This window comes from Arthrobacter sp. 05T444 (genome assembly GCF_056395905.1).
Genome location: NZ_JBFTKK010000007.1, coordinates 81071 through 96706 on the forward strand (window position 1 = coordinate 81071; position 15636 = coordinate 96706).

General features: G+C 66.7%; 19 protein-coding genes. 15 read left to right on the forward strand and 4 right to left on the reverse strand.

Features of this window, described 5'->3' with window-relative positions; translation table 11 throughout:
• Positions 1 to 3 precede the first annotated feature (3 nt).
• Positions 4 to 1008 carry an RluA family pseudouridine synthase gene (locus AC1DD3_RS08925; RefSeq protein ID WP_230118829.1) on the forward strand — a complete coding sequence of 335 codons (1005 nt, stop codon included), beginning with the start codon at positions 4 to 6 and terminating at the stop codon, positions 1006 to 1008.
• Positions 1009 to 1056: 48 nt separating this feature from the next.
• Here AC1DD3_RS08925 and AC1DD3_RS08930 read toward each other — a convergent pair whose 3' ends face one another.
• A complete protein-coding gene (locus AC1DD3_RS08930) occupies positions 1057 to 1614 on the reverse strand; it encodes an O-acetyl-ADP-ribose deacetylase (RefSeq protein ID WP_476875122.1) in 558 nt (185 codons plus the stop codon).
• 228 nt (positions 1615 to 1842) lie between these two features.
• Between AC1DD3_RS08930 and AC1DD3_RS08935 the strand changes: the two genes are divergently transcribed.
• Together AC1DD3_RS08935 and AC1DD3_RS08940 are read left to right on the forward strand one after the other, a co-directional pair.
• Complete coding sequence (locus AC1DD3_RS08935; RefSeq protein WP_230118779.1) at positions 1843 to 2958, forward strand: serine hydrolase domain-containing protein; 1116 nt, start codon at positions 1843 to 1845, stop codon at positions 2956 to 2958.
• 39 nt (positions 2959 to 2997) lie between these two features.
• On the forward strand, positions 2998 to 3627 hold the full coding sequence (locus tag AC1DD3_RS08940; protein ID WP_230118778.1) for a DedA family protein: 630 nt from the start codon (positions 2998 to 3000) through the stop codon (positions 3625 to 3627).
• A 19-nt stretch (positions 3628 to 3646) separates the two neighbouring features.
• Here the strand turns inward: AC1DD3_RS08940 and AC1DD3_RS08945 are convergent, their stop codons facing one another.
• Positions 3647 to 3952: a hypothetical protein gene (locus tag AC1DD3_RS08945; RefSeq protein WP_230118777.1), complete on the reverse strand. Its 306-nt coding sequence runs from the start codon at positions 3950 to 3952 to the stop codon at positions 3647 to 3649.
• 76 nt (positions 3953 to 4028) lie between these two features.
• Positions 4029 to 5159 carry a Nickel transporter NicT gene (gene nicT, locus AC1DD3_RS08950; RefSeq protein WP_230118776.1) on the reverse strand — a complete coding sequence of 377 codons (1131 nt, stop codon included), beginning with the start codon at positions 5157 to 5159 and terminating at the stop codon, positions 4029 to 4031.
• Positions 5160 to 5296: 137 nt separating this feature from the next.
• Here nicT and AC1DD3_RS08955 point away from each other — a divergent pair, with 137 nt between their 5' ends.
• Genes AC1DD3_RS08955 through AC1DD3_RS09010 form a run of 12 tightly spaced genes read left to right on the forward strand, consistent with a single transcriptional unit; the run spans position 5297 to position 14704 of the window.
• On the forward strand, positions 5297 to 5626 hold the full coding sequence (locus AC1DD3_RS08955; protein ID WP_230118775.1) for a hydrogenase maturation nickel metallochaperone HypA/HybF: 330 nt from the start codon (positions 5297 to 5299) through the stop codon (positions 5624 to 5626).
• A gap of 3 nt (positions 5627 to 5629) precedes the next feature.
• Positions 5630 to 6532, forward strand: a complete 903-nt coding sequence (gene hypB, locus AC1DD3_RS08960; RefSeq protein ID WP_476881471.1) for a hydrogenase nickel incorporation protein HypB — start codon at positions 5630 to 5632, stop codon at positions 6530 to 6532.
• Positions 6533 to 6561: 29 nt separating this feature from the next.
• The gene (locus tag AC1DD3_RS08965; protein WP_230118773.1) at positions 6562 to 7620 is read left to right on the forward strand and encodes an NADH-quinone oxidoreductase subunit B family protein; all 1059 of its coding nucleotides are present in this window, start codon (positions 6562 to 6564) and stop codon (positions 7618 to 7620) included.
• Between the two features lie 27 nt (positions 7621 to 7647).
• A complete protein-coding gene (locus AC1DD3_RS08970; protein ID WP_230118772.1) occupies positions 7648 to 9444 on the forward strand; it encodes a nickel-dependent hydrogenase large subunit in 1797 nt (598 codons plus the stop codon).
• A 5-nt stretch (positions 9445 to 9449) separates the two neighbouring features.
• Positions 9450 to 10442: a NifU family protein gene (locus tag AC1DD3_RS08975; RefSeq protein ID WP_476881472.1), complete on the forward strand. Its 993-nt coding sequence runs from the start codon at positions 9450 to 9452 to the stop codon at positions 10440 to 10442.
• Position 10443: 1 nt separating this feature from the next.
• The gene (locus AC1DD3_RS08980; protein WP_476881473.1) at positions 10444 to 11127 is read left to right on the forward strand and encodes a DUF5947 family protein; all 684 of its coding nucleotides are present in this window, start codon (positions 10444 to 10446) and stop codon (positions 11125 to 11127) included.
• Positions 11124 to 11837 (forward strand): DUF6084 family protein, encoded by a 714-nt coding sequence (locus AC1DD3_RS08985; RefSeq protein WP_230118769.1) that lies wholly within the window; start codon positions 11124 to 11126, stop codon positions 11835 to 11837. Before AC1DD3_RS08980 ends, AC1DD3_RS08985 begins: the two co-directional genes overlap by 4 nt.
• Positions 11834 to 13330 carry a hypothetical protein gene (locus tag AC1DD3_RS08990; RefSeq protein ID WP_230118768.1) on the forward strand — a complete coding sequence of 499 codons (1497 nt, stop codon included), beginning with the start codon at positions 11834 to 11836 and terminating at the stop codon, positions 13328 to 13330. The genes AC1DD3_RS08985 and AC1DD3_RS08990 overlap by 4 nt, the downstream gene beginning before the upstream one ends.
• Positions 13327 to 13446: a DUF6893 family small protein gene (locus tag AC1DD3_RS08995; RefSeq protein ID WP_476875113.1), complete on the forward strand. Its 120-nt coding sequence runs from the start codon at positions 13327 to 13329 to the stop codon at positions 13444 to 13446. The genes AC1DD3_RS08990 and AC1DD3_RS08995 overlap by 4 nt, the downstream gene beginning before the upstream one ends.
• Positions 13443 to 14036 carry a hydrogenase maturation protease gene (locus AC1DD3_RS09000; RefSeq protein ID WP_230118767.1) on the forward strand — a complete coding sequence of 198 codons (594 nt, stop codon included), beginning with the start codon at positions 13443 to 13445 and terminating at the stop codon, positions 14034 to 14036. The genes AC1DD3_RS08995 and AC1DD3_RS09000 overlap by 4 nt, the downstream gene beginning before the upstream one ends.
• A gap of 13 nt (positions 14037 to 14049) precedes the next feature.
• The gene (locus AC1DD3_RS09005; protein WP_476875111.1) at positions 14050 to 14307 is read left to right on the forward strand and encodes a HypC/HybG/HupF family hydrogenase formation chaperone; all 258 of its coding nucleotides are present in this window, start codon (positions 14050 to 14052) and stop codon (positions 14305 to 14307) included.
• A 58-nt stretch (positions 14308 to 14365) separates the two neighbouring features.
• The gene (locus tag AC1DD3_RS09010; protein ID WP_476881474.1) at positions 14366 to 14704 is read left to right on the forward strand and encodes a hypothetical protein; all 339 of its coding nucleotides are present in this window, start codon (positions 14366 to 14368) and stop codon (positions 14702 to 14704) included.
• A 113-nt stretch (positions 14705 to 14817) separates the two neighbouring features.
• Here AC1DD3_RS09010 and AC1DD3_RS09015 read toward each other — a convergent pair whose 3' ends face one another.
• Positions 14818 to 15591: a DUF6390 family protein gene (locus tag AC1DD3_RS09015; protein WP_230118764.1), complete on the reverse strand. Its 774-nt coding sequence runs from the start codon at positions 15589 to 15591 to the stop codon at positions 14818 to 14820.
• Positions 15592 to 15636 lie beyond the last annotated feature (45 nt).

Below are 15636 nucleotides of genomic sequence, written 5' to 3' on the forward strand. Positions count from 1 at the left end.
GTGATGCAATCCCCCCTTCCCGTGCGCGACGGCGTGAACGCGACCCGCCTCCGCCTGCCGGACGAAGGGCCGTGGACCACCGCGATGGACTACATGATGCACCGCTGGGGGCACATCGATCCGCAGGGCATCGAGGACAGGTTCGCGGCCGGCGAGATCGTGGGCGAAGGCGGCGTCCCCCTGGACCGGCGCACCAGGTTAGAGGACCACACTTTCATCTGGTACTACCGCACGCTTCCGACGGAAACACGCTTGCCAGTCGAGCTGAGCATCCTCCACCAGAATGAACATCTCCTGGTGGTGGACAAGCCGCACTTCCTGCCCACCACGCCCGGCGGCACCTACATCCAGGAGTCGGCGCTGGTGCGGCTGCGGAACCAGCTGAACCTTCCGGACCTGATCCCCATGCACCGGCTGGACCGCATGACAGCCGGCATCCTGCTCCTCTCGACCAACCCGGAGACCCGCGGCAGGTATCAGGTTCTCTTCGAAAAGCGCCAGGTGCAGAAGGAGTACGAGTGCGTGGCCGCCGCGAAGCCGTCGGCAGGGCACGCCGCCGTCGAGTTCCCGGCCGTTGTCCGGAACCGGATGACCAAGTCCCGCAGCTACCTGCTCGCCGAGGTCATCGACGGCGAACCCAACGCCGAGACCCGGATTGACCTGCTGAGGACGTTCGACGCCGGAACTCCCGACGGCGGTCATCCCGCCGCTGCCTCCCCCGCCGCCGGCAGGCACGGCGGCACAGCTGCCCACCACAACCCCGCACGGCGCCGCGGACTTTATCGGCTGGAGCCGCACTCGGGCAAGACGCACCAGCTGCGGGTGCATATGGCCTCGCTGGGCCTGGGCATCCTGCACGATGCGTTTTATCCGGAGCTGCTGGACAAAGCCCCCGACGACTACACGAAGCCCCTCCAGCTCCTCGCCCGGGGCATCCGCTTCGTGGACCCGATCACCGGGAAGCCCGTGGAGTACCGCAGCAGGCTCGAGCTGAGCGAAGCCCGTTAACCGTCCGGCCCGTAACCGTCCGGCCTGGTGTGCTGGCCCCGGTTGGCGTTACGCCTGGCCGGAGCCGCCACTGCTCTCGTCGAGAGCTGCCCGGAAAATTTCCGCCGTCTCATCGCCGAAGAGCACGAATTCCACGAGCTCCACCCTCGGCACCCCGGCTTCGACTGGGCGGCTGGTGTAGGCGCGGACCGCCTCGAATCCCACCTGCGCAACCTTGCGGGCATCCCAGCCGTAAACGCCTGCACCGACGGCAGGAAACGCCAGGGACCGGACGCCGAGCTCCTCCGCAATCCGCAGGCTTTCGGTAAAGCAGGAGGCAAGCAGCGCCGGATTGGTCTGCCCGGCATGGCGGTTCGGGCCAACGGTGTGGATGACCCACCGGGCCTGCAGCCGGAATCCGGGAGTGGCCACGGCCGCACCGACCGCCAGTCCGTGCTGCAGCTCCGTAGCCCGCAGCAGGCGGCAGGCCTCCAGCAGTTCCGGCCCGGCTGCACGGTGAATCGCGCCGTCCACACCGCCGCCGCCCAGAAGCGAGGAATTGGCCGCGTTCACAATGGCTTCCACTTGCCGCGCGGTGATGTCGCCCTGAACAATGTCAATCCGCATGCAGCCAGTGTGACACTGCAGCGGGCAGTGGCGAAGAGCGGTGGCGAAGGGCAGTGGCGAAGGGCAGTGGCGAAGAGCGGTGGCGAAGGGCAGTGGCGAAGGGCAGTGGCGAAGAGCCGCGCGCCAAGGTCGTGAAGCGGGCGCGGCCATGGACACCGGCAGGGCTTGACGTGCCGGAGTCCGGCCCTTCTACTGAATGCGGGACCCTGCAACAACGGAGCCTTGACGATGCCCGATCCAGCCGCGCCTGAATCCACCGGGGATGACCGCCGGGACGCCATCCGGGCGGAGATGCGGGAGCTCATGACCCGTGCGCACGTTCCCGGGATGTCGCTCGCGGTAGTCTCCCGGAGCGGCCTGGTGCATACGGACGCACTCGGATTCGCCGATCTTGGCCGCGGCACGCCGGCTACGGCCGATACCGCGTATCTCTGGTTTTCCATGACCAAGCCGGTGACCGCAACCGCAGCGTTGAAGCTCGCAGACGAGGGGCGGCTGGACCTCGACGCTCCCGTCAGCGAGTACGTCGACCTTGTCCGGGCACCGGGTGACCGGCAGCCCACGGTTCAGCACCTCCTCACGCATTCGTCGGGCTTGGGCAACCCGCTGCCGCTCAAATGGATCCATCGGGCCGGGGAGCCCGGCCCGGACCAAGGGGAAATGCTCCGGAGAATCCTGGGGATGCGCCGACCGTTCAGGTATCCCGTGGGCAAGGCCGGCAGATATTCGAACGTCGGGTATCTGGTGGTGGCGGAAATCATCCGGCGGGTCACCGGTGAGCCCTTTGACAGCTACGTCCGGCGGTCAGTCCTGGACCCGCTGGGAATGGCCGCCACCGGGTTTGCCTATGCACCCGGGCGGCCCGCGGCCACGGGCTACGTGAGGGTTCCGCGGACCGCCACCCCGCTTCTTTCCGCGGTCCTTCCGGAAGGCATTGCCGGGCCGCGGCAGGGTTCCCAGACCGCGCTGAATCCCTTCCTGGTGGACGGCGCCGGCTATGGGGGCCTGGTGGGACCTGTGACCGATGCCGCCGCGTTCGTCCAGCTTCACCTCAACGACGGCATGCACGGTCAGCACCGGATTCTCCGGGAGGCCACCGCACAAACGATGCGCAGGCTCACCGTCCAGGGCAACCGTTTCCGGCACGGCCAGGGCTGGTTCCGGAAACCCGCAACCGGCAGCGGTGCGAACTACGTCGAACACTTCGGCACGGGCATCGGGTTCTGGAATGTCATGCGCCTCTACCCCGGCCGGAACCTCGGCGCGGTGATCATGACCAACGGCACGTCCGGCTACAACTACAACGCTCTTTTCAAGCGCATCCTCGTCACTCCGTGGGCCTGACGCGCAAGTCCTGACGCGCAAGTGCGGTACCTTGTGCCAATGGACTTCGGCAACGCGGACACCTGGGGAGCCGCGATCTACTTCTGGATCATTCCGGCGGTACTCGGCGACGCCATCTTCCCGCCAATCCCGTCCGAGATGGTCCTGATCACCGGCGGCGCACTCTCCGCCGAGGGCCGCGCCAACCTGTTCGTGATCGGCCTGCTGGCTGCTGCAGCCTCCTGGGTGGGCGACGTGGTGGTGTTCCAGCTCTTCAAACGCCGGCTGAGCCATGTCCTGGACCACTGGCGGTGGGGCCGGAAAATACACCACGGCATCCACGAAGCCATTGCCAAAGCGGGCCGATCCTCGACGTACGGCACCATCATCGGTGCCCGGTTCATTCCCGGCGGACGGCTCGCGACGTCCGCTGCCGCCGGGATCGCAGACGTCTCGACGCGCGGCTTCAGCCTCTGCGCCGGGCTGGGCGCGGTGCTCTGGGCCACCTGGCTCGTGGGACTCGGCTACTTCACCGGTTCCACCACTGGGCTTCCCTTCTGGGCAAGTTCGCTCATCGGGGTGGCCGCAGGCCTGGTGATCGGCGCCGTCGTCGGGATTATCGCCACCCGGCGCCGCGGCAGCCGGTCCCCGGTGGACGAACCGGGCGGTCCGGCAGAGCCTGCCCCCTAAACGGCAGGGGCCGCTACGGTCAGACGGGCGCCCACCGGCCGCGGCTGCGGCGGAGCACCGAAAGCGAGCCAGTCACCGCAACGCGTTCGACGGCGTCGCGCATCATTGCTGCCGATTCCAGCGCCTGGCTGTTCTCACCGCTGTATTCGGTGGCCTCCACGAGGAACCGAAGGTTCAGTTGCGGCACGCCGCCCGCGAGGTCAAGCTGATTCGATTCCACGTGATGGCGCGTGCCCAGGGCCTCCACAGCGGCGGCCATGACGGCCTCGGGAGGGTTGCCCGGCTTCAGCCCGGTGATCTTGAGTCTGGTCTGGAACGACGGCATGGGATCCACCCTAGCGTCAGCGCGAACTGGCAGGTAACTCCCGTGGACACCTGCCGGGGGCTGGCGCCGCCGCCCGCTAGCTGCGTTGGCCGGCGTCACCGTTCCTGACGGGACTCGCCCACCGCTCCTCGATGTGGCCGAAGCGCCAGACTCCCAGCGCAAGGATCCAGGTCGAGACGAACAAAGCGACGACCGTGTATCCCACCGAGTTGAGGTCGAGCCCGCCGATGGCAGCCAGCGGCCCCGAACTTATCCCGGCCTTTTCCACGAAGATGGAAATGAGTTCGATGGAGCCGATGCCCAGTGCGACGGCGACGGAAAGTCCCGTGATGACGATGTTGTAATAGATCCTGCGGACGGGCCTGGACAGCGCCCAGCCATAGGCGAAGTTCATGAAGCAGCCGTCGATGGAGTCCAGCAGGCTCATGCCGGCGGCAAACAGCACGGGCAGCGTCAGAATCGCATACCAGGGAAGGGTGGAGGCCGCCGCTCCGCCGGCGAGAATCAGGAGGCTGACCTCTGTGGCGGTGTCGAACCCCAACCCGAACAGCAGCCCCACTCCGTACACCTGCCAGGAGCGCGTAATCAACCGTGTCGCCCGGCCAAATACCCGGATTAACAGGCCGCCGCCGGACACCTCCTGCGCTTCGGTTTCACCGTCTTCGCCGTGGCGCATGCGCCGGACGGACTTAAGGATGCCCAGCAGGACACCGAGGTTCAGGATGCCAATGCAATAAAGGAACAGGCCCGAGACGGTGGTGCCGATCAGTCCAAGTGCCGAGTGGATTTCGGTGGCTTCGGCCGCGCTCCGGTCCGTCAGGCTGCGGATGCCCGCCGCGAGCAGGGCGCACATGCCGAACACCACGCTCGAGTGCCCTAGGGAAAACCAGAATCCGACAGACATCCTGCGCCTGCCCTCGCCGCAGAGCTTGCGGGTGATGTTGTCGATCGCCGCAATGTGGTCAGCGTCGAAAGCGTGGCGCAGGCCGAGGGTGTAGGCCGCAACTCCGAGGCCAATGCCGAACGCCCCGGCGGATCCAGACTGGACGTTTTCCGGCGCCGCCACACCCGCCAGCACGCCCCAGCCCAGGATGTGCAGCAGCACGACGAACGCCGTCATGCCGCCGATCGACGCCCACTCCCGGCCCGTCAGGTCGCGGCGGCCGCCGCGTCTGCGGGCCGAGCGCGCAGCCACCGTTTGCTTCATGGTTCGAGCCTCGGGTTCCACATGCGATGCAGACTGCTGGGATGACTTCGCTATGTAGCGGAAGTATACGCCGGAGTCATTTTGGATGGTTGCGCTTTATCCGCGGCGAGCCTATCTTGGCAGGAAGGAGTGCCGCCATGCACGAACTCTCTATCACGCAGAGCCTTGTTGACACCGTTCTGGACCGCACCGGGGAACGGACAGTAACCGGCGTCAACCTTCGAATTGGACCTTTGTCCGGCGTGCTTCCGGACGCCATGCGGTTCTGCTTTGACATTGTTTCCGCCGGCACGCCCCTGGCCGGCGCCCGGCTCCAGATCGATGAACCTCAGGGCCTGGCCCGCTGCCGGACCTGCGCCCAAAAATTCGAACTTGCCGACCTGATCCTGCTTTGCCCCTGCGGAAGTGCGGACGTCGAAGTTCTCAGTGGCCGCGAACTCATGGTGCTGTCTGTGGAGGTGGCGTAATAGATGTGTACAACATGCGGCTGCGGCGATGAGGCGAACACCAGGGTCTCAACCCTCGAGGAACCCCACCACACCCACGGGCATGAGCATCCGCATCAGCACGGGCACAGCCACGAGCACGAACGCGAGCACGAGCACGAGCACGAGCATGGCCACGAGCACGAACACGAGCACGAACACGAGCACGAACACCCCGGCCATCAGCATGCCCTCTGCCACCCTGAGACCATCTCACTCGAACAGAACCTGCTGGCCAAGAATGACCTGCTGGCGGCAAGGAATCGCGGCTGGCTTGCCGGCCGCGGAATCCGGGCCTTCAACGTCATGAGTTCGCCCGGCGCCGGCAAGACAACGCTCCTGGTCCGCACGCTCACGGACCTGGGCGAGCACTTGCAGGCCGGCGTCATTGAAGGGGACCAGGAAACGTCCCTGGATGCTGACCGGATCCGCGCAGTGGGCCGTCCGGTCATCCAGATCAACACCGGGGCCGGCTGCCATCTCGATGCCGACATGCTCCGGCGCGGACTGGACGCCCTGGACCCGGAAACCGGCTCCACAGTCTTTATTGAAAACGTGGGCAACCTCGTTTGCCCAGCTCTTTTCGACCTTGGCGAAACTGCCAAGGTCGTGGTCGTTTCGGTAACGGAAGGTGATGACAAACCGCAGAAATACCCGCACATGTTCATGGCAGCCGACCTCGTGATCGTCAACAAGTCGGACCTGCTCCCCTATGTCGATTTCGACGTCGACGAGTGCCTGCGCCGCATCCGGCAGGTCAACCCGCGGGCCGAATTCCTGACCGTCTCGGCCGCCACCGGCGAAGGCCTGGCTGCCTGGTACGGCTGGTTGGACGGTTCGACATCCCGGTCAGACCCCTTGACTGAATCTCTGACAGACGCACATTGAGCCCTCACGGGCCACCGAAAGAGGCACCGATGCCTACCGAAGCATCCATCAAGGCCGAAGAAGCCCTTATTCACGTGCTGTGGATCAACGCCGGACTTAGCTGCGACGGCGATTCAGTTGCCTTGACGGCGGCCACACAGCCCAGCGTCGAAGAGATCGCCCTCGGCGCCCTGCCCGGTCTGCCGCGGATTGCCATGCACTGGCCCCTGATCGACTTCGAGTGCGGACCCCAGGAAGGAGCCGACGACTTCCTGGAGTGGTTCCGCAAGGCGGACCGTGGGGAACTGGAACCGTTCGTCCTGGTGGTCGAGGGGTCCATCCCCAACGAAAAACTCCACGACCCCGGCGGCTACTGGTGCGGGTTCGGCAACGATCTCGAGACGGGCCAGCCCATCACCACGAGCGAATGGCTGGACCGCCTGGCGCCGAAAGCCACCGCAATCATTGCGGCCGGCACGTGCGCCACGTACGGCGGGATCCACGCGATGGCGGGGAACCCAACAGGCGCCATGGGAGTCCCGGACTACCTCGGCTATGACTGGAGATCGAAGGCAGGCATCCCGATTGTCTGCGTCCCGGGCTGCCCGATCCAGCCGGACAATCTCTCCGAGACCATGACTTACCTGCTGTACCAGGCCACTGGCCAGGCACCGATGATTCCGCTGGACGACGCGCTCCGGCCCACCTGGCTGTTCGGCAAGACAGTCCACGAGGGCTGCGACCGTGCCGGGTACTACGAGCAGGGCGACTTCGCCACCGAATACGGCTCCCCCAAGTGCATCGTCAAACTCGGCTGCTGGGGCCCGGTGGTCAAGTGCAACGTACCGAAGCGGGGCTGGATGAACGGCATCGGCGGCTGCCCGAACGTCGGCGGCATCTGCATCGGCTGCACTATGCCCGGCTTCCCGGACAAGTTCATGCCCTTCATGGACGAGCCTCCGGGCGGAAAACTCTCCACCAACACCATCCGGCCTTACGGATCCGCCATCCGGGCGTTGCGCGGCATCACCACCCACACCCTGGACCAGGAGCCGAAATGGCGCCGGCCCGGACGCGAGCTCCTTACCGGCGCGCAGCGCACCTGGTAACCACCCACTTCCAGACAGGCGAGAAAAATGACCTCCACGATTCCAATGCCTTCCCGGAGCGGCGCGGACAACAACAACAACCTGGTGGAGATGGCCTGGGACCCGATCACGAGGATCGTCGGCAGCCTCGGCATCTACACCAAGATCGATTTCGCGAACAACCAGGTGGTGGAGTGCAAGAGCACGTCCTCGATCTTCCGGGGCTACTCCATCTTCATGAAGGGCAAGGACCCCCGGGACGCCCATTTCATCACCAGCCGCATCTGCGGAATTTGCGGGGACAACCACGCCACCTGTTCCTGCTATGCGCAGAACATGGCGTACGGGGTGAAGCCGCCAAACCTGGGTGAGTGGATAGTGAACCTGGGCGAAGCGGCTGAGTACATGTTCGACCACAACATCTTCCAGGAAAACCTGGTGGGCGTGGACTACTGCGAAAAGATGGTGTCCGAGACCAACCCCGGCGTCCTGGCCAAGGCGGAAAACACCCGGGCACCGCACGAGGGCGAGCACGGCTACCGGACCATCGCCGACATCATGCGCTCGCTGAACCCCTTCACCGGCGAGTTCTACCGGGAGGCGCTGCAGGTCAGCCGGGCAACCCGCGAAATGTTCTGCCTCATGGAGGGGCGCCACGTGCACCCTTCCACGCTCTACCCGGGCGGCGTGGGTACAGTTGCCACCATCCAGCTGATGACGGACTACATCACGCGGCTCATGCGGTACGTGGAGTTCATGAAGAAAGTCGTCCCCATGCATGACGACCTTTTCGACTTCTTCTACGAGGCGCTGCCGGGGTACGAACAGGTGGGGCTGCGGCGCACGCTGCTGGGCTGCTGGGGCTCGCTCCAGGACCCCGACTACTGCAATTTCGAGTACAAGGACATGACCGAATGGGGCCGGAAGATGTTCGTCACCCCGGGCGTCGTGGTGGACGGCAACCTGGTCACCACGGACCTGGTGCGGATCAACCTGGGCATCCGGATCATGCTTGGCTCCTCCTACTACGAGGACTGGGAAGACCAGGAGATGTTCGTGACCCACGATCCACTGGGCAACCCGGTGGACCGGCGGCATCCCTGGAACCAGCACACCAATCCGCGGCCGCAGAAGCGGGACCTCGCGGAAAAGTACAGCTGGGTCATGTCCCCGCGCTGGTTTGACGGCCAGAACAACCTGGCGCTGGACACCGGCGGCGGGCCGCTGGCGCGCCTCTGGGCAACGGCGCTGGCCGGGCTGGTGGACATCGGCTACATCAAGTCCACCGGCACGAGCGTCCAGATCAACCTGCCCAAGACCGCGCTGAAGGGTCCTGTTTCCTTCGAGTGGAACATCCCGCAGTGGAGCAACACGCTGGAGCGCAACCGGGCCCGCACCTACTTCCAGGCGTATGCCGCCGCAGCCGCGCTGCACTTCGCGGAAAAGGCACTGGAGGAAATCCGCGCCGGCCACACCAAGACCTGGGAAACCTTCGAGGTCCCGGACGAAGCAATCAGCTGCGGCTTCACCGAGGCTGTGCGCGGCGTCCTGTCGCACCACATGGTGATCCGCGACGGCAAGATCGCCAACTACCATCCCTACCCGCCCACGCCGTGGAACGCCAGCCCCACAGACTCGGCGGGCGTGGCCGGCCCATACGAGGATGCCGTGCAGGGTCAGCCGATCTTCGAGGAGAACGACCGGGAACACTTCAAAGGCATCGACATCATGCGCACCGTCCGCAGCTTTGACCCGTGCCTCCCCTGCGGCGTCCACATGTATCTGGGCAACGGCCAAACACTTGAGACGATGCACTCACCCACCCAGACCCTGACCGGCGAGTAACGGCCATGCACGGCGGGGACCGGCCGCGGCAGACGGGCGACCGGATCGGCACCCTCCTCGACGCCCTCGGCGCCGGCGGCGCAGTTGCCCGCGAGCGCGCCGAGGACCTGGTCCGCGAGGTGACGGACCTGTACGGCTCGGGTCTGGAACGGATGCTGGAAATCCTCGACGAACGCGGAAAACTCGACGACGGCACCCTCGCGGCGCTGACATCCGACGACCTCGTGTCCAGCCTGCTGGTGATCCACGGGCTGCATCCGCAGTCCATGGAAGCCCGTGTAGCCGCGGCGCTGGACAGCGTCCGGCCGTATCTTGGGTCCCATGGCGGTGACGTCGAACTGATGGATATCAGCCCGGAGGGCGTGGTGCGGCTGAAGCTGCTCGGCACCTGCCAGGGCTGCCCGTCGTCGTCCGTCACGCTCAAGTTCGCCGTCGAGGAGGCGATTGAATCCGCCGCGCCGGAGGTGACGGCCATCGAGGTCGTCGAGCAGGAGAAGCAGGCTGCCACGCCTGCGTTGATCCCGGTGGATGCGCTGCTGGTGCGGATGAACCATCCCGCGGAGGCAACAGCCGGGCATGGCTGGCGGGACCTTCCCGGCGGTTCCTGGGAACCTGTCCCCGAGATCGCCGGGCTGGAACCCGGCGACGTTGCGGGCTTCCTGGTCGGCGGCTACCCGGTGCTGGCCTGCCGGACCGGCCAGGACGTGTACGCCTACCGCGACTATTGCCCGCGCTGCACCGGTTCGATGGCGGGAGCGGCGCTGCAGCGTGCCCTCGCGGCGCCAGTTGGCGGAGGTTTGCTGCGCTGCCCGACCTGCCGCGGCCATTTCGATGTCAGGCAGGCCGGTGCGTGCCTCGAGGACAGGAACCTGCACCTGGAGCCGTTGCCCCTGCTGGTCCGGGGCGGCGTGATGTCCGTCGCCGTACCGGCCACTTCCGGACCCGCCACCTCCGGGCAGGTCGCCGCCGAACCCGTCGCCTCCGGGCAGGGCGGCTGAGATGGGGACCGGGCGGCTGACCCGGCCTGTCGGCGCCGGCAGTTCGGGCGGCCTGCCGGTGGCCCTGCTCCGCAGGATCTCCGCCAGCCGTCCTGCAGGCCCGCCCGGTGAACGCTGCGAGATGTGCGGTGAGCCCATCGCGGACGTGCACCAGCACGTGGTGGACCTCGAGAGCCACGCCATGATGTGCACCTGCCGCCCCTGCTATCTCCTCTTCACCGACAGCAACGCCCACCTCCGCTACCGCTCGGTACCGGACAGATACTTCTCCTTTCCCGACTTCGAGCTGGGCCCGGGACAGTGGGATGAACTGGAAATTCCGGTGGGCCTGGCCTTCTTCTTCCGCAGCTCCAGGCTTGACCGGACCGTCGCCTTCTACCCCGGGCCCGCCGGGGCCACCGAATCGGAGCTGCCGTTGGACGCCTGGGACGCCGTGCTCGCGCGCAATCCCGCGCTGTCCCTGGCCGCCCCGGACACCGAAGCCCTCCTGATCCGCGGTCCCGGGCCCACGCAACCGCAGGCAGACTGCCACCTTGTCCCCGTCGATGCGTGCTACGAACTGGTCGGCCCGCTCCGCCGCCGCTGGCGGGGTTTCGACGGCGGCCAGGAGGCCCGCGACCAGCTCGCCGCGTTCTTCAGCCGGATCAGCAGCCGCAGCAAACCCGTGCCCGGAGGCCTCCCGTGACCGAGCTGATGTTCGCCGTCGTTGATATCCGGCCCGAGCCGTACGCGGCGGCACCACAACTTACAGCCCGGCTGCGGCTGACCGAGGTCACCGGGGCCGCCGTGCACGCCATCGCCCTGCGGTGCCAGGTCCGCATTCTCCCGCAGCGCCGCGGGTACGCGGACGAAGAAGAGCAAGGGCTGCTCGACCTTTTCGGCGGCCGCGGCCGGTGGCCCACAACCCTCAAGTCCTTCCTCTGGATGCAATGCAGCACCATGGTGCAGGGCTTCACGGGGAGCACCGAATTCGACCTGCCGCTGCCCTGCACCTTTGACTTCGACGTTGCCGCGGCCAAGTACCTGCATGCCCTCCGCGAGGGCGAAATTCCGCTGGAGCTGCTGTTCTCCGGCACCGTCTTCACCAAGGGGCAGACGGGGTTCGGCGTAGAACAAGTGCCCTGGGACCGCGAGGCTTCCTACCGGCTGCCTGTGGATGCCTGGCGCCGGCTGATGGACCAGTATTTCCCGAATGCCGGCTGGGTCCGGCTGGACCGGGACGTGCTGGCCGCCCTGGCGCAGTACAAGTCCGCACGCGGCCTCACATCGTGGGATGCCGCCGTCGAAAGCCTGCTGGCTACTGCAGCCGCCCGGGTGCCGGGCGACGGCGCGGCCGCCCGGGTGCCGGGCGACGGCGCGGCCGGAGACGGTGTGGCAGGAAGCCTGGTCCCATGAACATGAGTCTGAGCCTTGCCAGGGCGGTGGCGGATGCCGTCCTTTACGAGGGTTACCTGTTGTACCCCTACCGCGCCTCGTCGCAGAAGAACCAGGCGCGCTGGCAGTTTGGCATCCTCGGCCCGCCGGGTGCGGCGGACTCGGGTGCCGGGGAAGAACCCGGCATGTACGCCGACTGCCTGCTGAGCCGCGGGCCGCAGGCCGAGGTGGAAGTGCATCTGCGCTTCCTGCAGCTTCAGACGCGCACCGCGGAAAAAGCGGACGACGGCGGCGGGTTCAGTCCGGTGGATGAGCTCACCATCGGTACCGCTCACTGGATCAGCTGGGATGAGGCAGTGGAACAGGACATAACCCTGGGGCCCTTTCCGCTCTCGCAGCTGACGGGGGCCGACTCACCGCTGATCGTGCCGGTGGAGGTCCCGGCAGGCCAGGACATCGAGGAACTTACCGACGGCAGGGGAAGGCCGACGGGGCAGTCCGCCGGACGGCTGGTACGCCGCCGCCGGGCACTCCGGGGTGAAGTCAGGCTTGAAACCACCGCCGTCACCGGCCGGCTGGTGCGGCTTCGGGTGTCGGCGGCGAACACGGCCACGGACTTCGCAGCATCGGACGTCCGCGGGCGGGGCAACAGTCACAGCGCCATCGCCGCATCGTTCATCGGTACCCACCTGCTGTTGGACCTGAGGGACGGGGATTTCCTCTCCCTGCTCGAGCCGCCCCAGGACGCACAGGATGCCGCCTCGGAGTGCTCCCAGCACCGCTGCTGGCCTGTGCTGGCCGGTCCGGAAGGCCAGACGGACGTACTTCTTGTTTCCCCCATCATTCTCTACGACCATCCTGCGGTAGCGCCGGAAAGTTCGGTGGCACTGTATGACTCCACCGAGATCGACGAGATCCTCACGCTGCGGGTGCTGACCCTGACGGAGGAGGAAAAAGCGGAAGCCCGTGCCACGGATCCGCGTGCGGCGGCGATCATCGACCGCTGCGAAGCGATGTCCGCCGAGGAACTGCAGCAACTGCATGGCATCCTGCGTAATCCCCGTGCGCTGGGTGACCCGGGCCCTGCGCCGGAGGGCCGTCCGCCGTCGGACGGGCCGCCGCTTTACGCCACACCCGGCGATGAGACCGCCGGTGATAGACCGTGGTGGGACCCCGAGGCGGACGCCAGTGTCCAGCCGGACAAAGACGCGGTCCTGATCAACGGGGTCCCGGTGTCGCGCGGCAGCCGGGTCAGGGTGAATCCCACCCGGCGGGCGGACGCCCAGGATCTGTTTTTTGCCGGGCAAACGGGGCGCGTCACGAGCGTCCACTTCGACGTCGATGGCAGCACCCACGTTGGCTTGGTGCTCGAGCAGGACCCGGCTGCGGACCTCCATGAGGGTTACGGCAGGTCCTTCTACTACGCGCCGGAAGAACTTGAACCGTTGGAACCCATGCCGCCCGGAACAAGTCCCCGGTTTCAGGATCAGGATGGAAAGGAAGGCCCGCGATGAGAATTGTAGGAATGGCCACCGTTTGGGTTCTCGCGGCGGTAGCCCTCGGCGCTGTTTACGTGGGGCTTCGCTCCGTCCCGGACATCCAGCGCTACATGAAGGTGCGCCGGATGTGACGTCCGGCATCCAGCCCCCCACCACCTCCCCCGCGGTCCGTGTCCTCGTGGCCGGAGTGGGCAACATCTTCCTGCGTGACGACGGGTTCGGTCCGGAGGTCGCACGGAGGCTGGCCGCGGAGGCAGCCCTGCCGATGCCGGGCGTAACGGTGGTCGACTACGGCATTCGGGGCATGCATCTGGCCTACGACCTGCTGGGCGGCGTGGACGTTTTGGTGCTCGTGGATGCGGTGCCGCCTGACGGGCACCTGCACGCAGCGGGACCAGCGGACCCGGACCCGTCAGCGGCACGCGAACCGCCTTCGGAGTCAGCCCCGGGAAGCATCCGGGTTCTGCATGTACGTAGCGAGGATCTGGACGGCGCCGCTTCCCTCGACCCGCATGGCATGGACCCGGTAGCCGTCCTTGGCCGCCTCCGGTCCCTCGGCGGAGAGCTGCCCCTCACCTATGTGGTGGGCTGCGTTCCCGCGGACGTGACAGAAGGCCTCGGCCTCTCCGCCACGGTTGCGGCCGCCGTTCCGCGGGCAGTGGAAGCCGTCGGCTCGCTCGTTGCCCGGCACAGTGTCCGGCACTCTTCCATCAGAACCTAAGGCGGTAGCGGTCATGTGTCTCGGAATACCAGGCCAGGTCATTGAGCTCGTGGAGGGCTACGGCGGTCAGCTCGCCCTCGTTGATGTGGCCGGTGTGCGGCGGAAAATCAATATCGGACTTCTCGACGACGGCCCGCTGGCGCCGGGCAGCTGGGTTCTCATCCACATGGGTTTCGCCCTGGAGCGGGTCGACGACGCAGGCGCCGAACGGGCAATGACCGGCCTGGAACTGATGGGTCGCCCCAGAGAACCCGAAGGTGATACCCGCTAGAAACCGGTCAGGGCAGCCGGAGGCGGCTGACGAACACAAATACAGCGAGGAGAGCAAGATGTCACCCACGGATGAACCCACTCCGACCGAGCCGGCCGAAGGGACAGCCCCGGGCACGGCGCGCGCGTTCGGCAGCGAACCGCCGCCAAGGGAGCCGGCACACCCCGGCTCTGATGAAACCCCCGAGGACGCGGCTCCCCCACCGCGAGGTGTCGGCGAGAGCACCACCCGTCGGGGTGAGGACGTGATCAAACAGGAGGGCACGGAGGCCGGGCGCGAACACACGGGCACCGACGAATCTCCGGCTGAGCGTCCCACCGGCACGTCGTCTCCGCGCGGTTCCACCGGCGTGAAGCCTCCAGAGGATACGGACGGCGCGGCGCCGCACTCACCATAGCTTTCGGCATCTGCCGCCAGGACCATGCCTACGTCCGGACCATGCCTACGTCCGGTTGCCGCCGCAGGGCGCTGTACGCCGGGCGCAGTGCTATCCGCAACGCTGAGGCAGTTCTACCGCTCCAGCGCTATTGCTGCGCCACGGTGCTCCACGCCGCTGTTCGCAATCTTGAGGTGGCGGGCTGTGAAGTACTTCAACTGCTGCAGCTGATGCGGGCTGAGGCGGTCGCACACCCAATCCCAGTGGAGTGACACCACGTCCCCTGCCGCGAGGCCCGCCACGAAGCCGGTGCCGTTTACGGCATACTTGGCCGACTCCACCTCCGGGCCGCCCACATCCAGCGTCGTTCCATCCCATGACAGCGGCCAGGTACGCACTACTGCGTCGTCGCCGGTGACAGCCAGCACCTCACCCCACCGGATCCGGCACCGGTCCAGCACGTGCAACGCTGTGGCGTACCGGCGGTCATCGCGGAGCAGACCCAACCACGGGTAGATCTCGAAGACATGGAAACTGTGGTGCGGTACTCCGCCGGCCAGAACGCCTTCCACAAGGTGCGGGAACTGCCTGCCCGTGCGTGCACGGAAGCGGTCTTCCATGGAGTTGCCGATGTTGGTGATGCCCACGGAGTCCAGCAGGCTGTTGCCCACCCAATATGCCTCGACGACGCGGGCGTCCAGCGGGTCCGGTATGCCATGGGAGCCGGCGATCAATTCCAGGTAAGGCCACGCCCCCGCGAAGCCCTTGGCCAATTCGCGCAGGCCCTCGTCGGTCACGCCAGACTGGCCGTAGTGAAGGAGTGCGTCACTGTCCGGGGGCCCGCAGCTGCCGCGCGAATTCGGCGGGTAGGCATAGCGGACAAACAATTGGGCACCGTCGATAACCATCAGCTGGCCACCTTCTGCAAGGGTCCTCTGAAAGTAACACCGGCC

Excerpts from the sequence above, each read along its gene's own strand:
- AC1DD3_RS08925 (WP_230118829.1), top strand. The coding sequence starts at position 4 with ATGCAATCCCCCCTTCCCGTGCGCGACGGCGTGAACGCGACCCGCCTC.
- AC1DD3_RS08930 (WP_476875122.1), bottom strand. The coding sequence starts at position 1,614 with ATGCGGATTGACATTGTTCAGGGCGACATCACCGCGCGGCAAGTGGAA.
- AC1DD3_RS08935 (WP_230118779.1), top strand. The coding sequence starts at position 1,843 with ATGCCCGATCCAGCCGCGCCTGAATCCACCGGGGATGACCGCCGGGAC.
- AC1DD3_RS08940 (WP_230118778.1), top strand. The coding sequence starts at position 2,998 with ATGGACTTCGGCAACGCGGACACCTGGGGAGCCGCGATCTACTTCTGG.
- AC1DD3_RS08945 (WP_230118777.1), bottom strand. The coding sequence starts at position 3,952 with ATGCCGTCGTTCCAGACCAGACTCAAGATCACCGGGCTGAAGCCGGGC.
- nicT (WP_230118776.1), bottom strand. The coding sequence starts at position 5,159 with ATGAAGCAAACGGTGGCTGCGCGCTCGGCCCGCAGACGCGGCGGCCGC.
- AC1DD3_RS08955 (WP_230118775.1), top strand. The coding sequence starts at position 5,297 with ATGCACGAACTCTCTATCACGCAGAGCCTTGTTGACACCGTTCTGGAC.
- hypB (WP_476881471.1), top strand. The coding sequence starts at position 5,630 with ATGTGTACAACATGCGGCTGCGGCGATGAGGCGAACACCAGGGTCTCA.
- AC1DD3_RS08965 (WP_230118773.1), top strand. The coding sequence starts at position 6,562 with ATGCCTACCGAAGCATCCATCAAGGCCGAAGAAGCCCTTATTCACGTG.
- AC1DD3_RS08970 (WP_230118772.1), top strand. The coding sequence starts at position 7,648 with ATGACCTCCACGATTCCAATGCCTTCCCGGAGCGGCGCGGACAACAAC.
- AC1DD3_RS08975 (WP_476881472.1), top strand. The coding sequence starts at position 9,450 with ATGCACGGCGGGGACCGGCCGCGGCAGACGGGCGACCGGATCGGCACC.
- AC1DD3_RS08980 (WP_476881473.1), top strand. The coding sequence starts at position 10,444 with ATGGGGACCGGGCGGCTGACCCGGCCTGTCGGCGCCGGCAGTTCGGGC.
- AC1DD3_RS08990 (WP_230118768.1), top strand. The coding sequence starts at position 11,834 with ATGAACATGAGTCTGAGCCTTGCCAGGGCGGTGGCGGATGCCGTCCTT.
- AC1DD3_RS08995 (WP_476875113.1), top strand. The coding sequence starts at position 13,327 with ATGAGAATTGTAGGAATGGCCACCGTTTGGGTTCTCGCGGCGGTAGCC.
- AC1DD3_RS09005 (WP_476875111.1), top strand. The coding sequence starts at position 14,050 with ATGTGTCTCGGAATACCAGGCCAGGTCATTGAGCTCGTGGAGGGCTAC.
- AC1DD3_RS09010 (WP_476881474.1), top strand. The coding sequence starts at position 14,366 with ATGTCACCCACGGATGAACCCACTCCGACCGAGCCGGCCGAAGGGACA.
- AC1DD3_RS09015 (WP_230118764.1), bottom strand. The coding sequence starts at position 15,591 with ATGGTTATCGACGGTGCCCAATTGTTTGTCCGCTATGCCTACCCGCCG.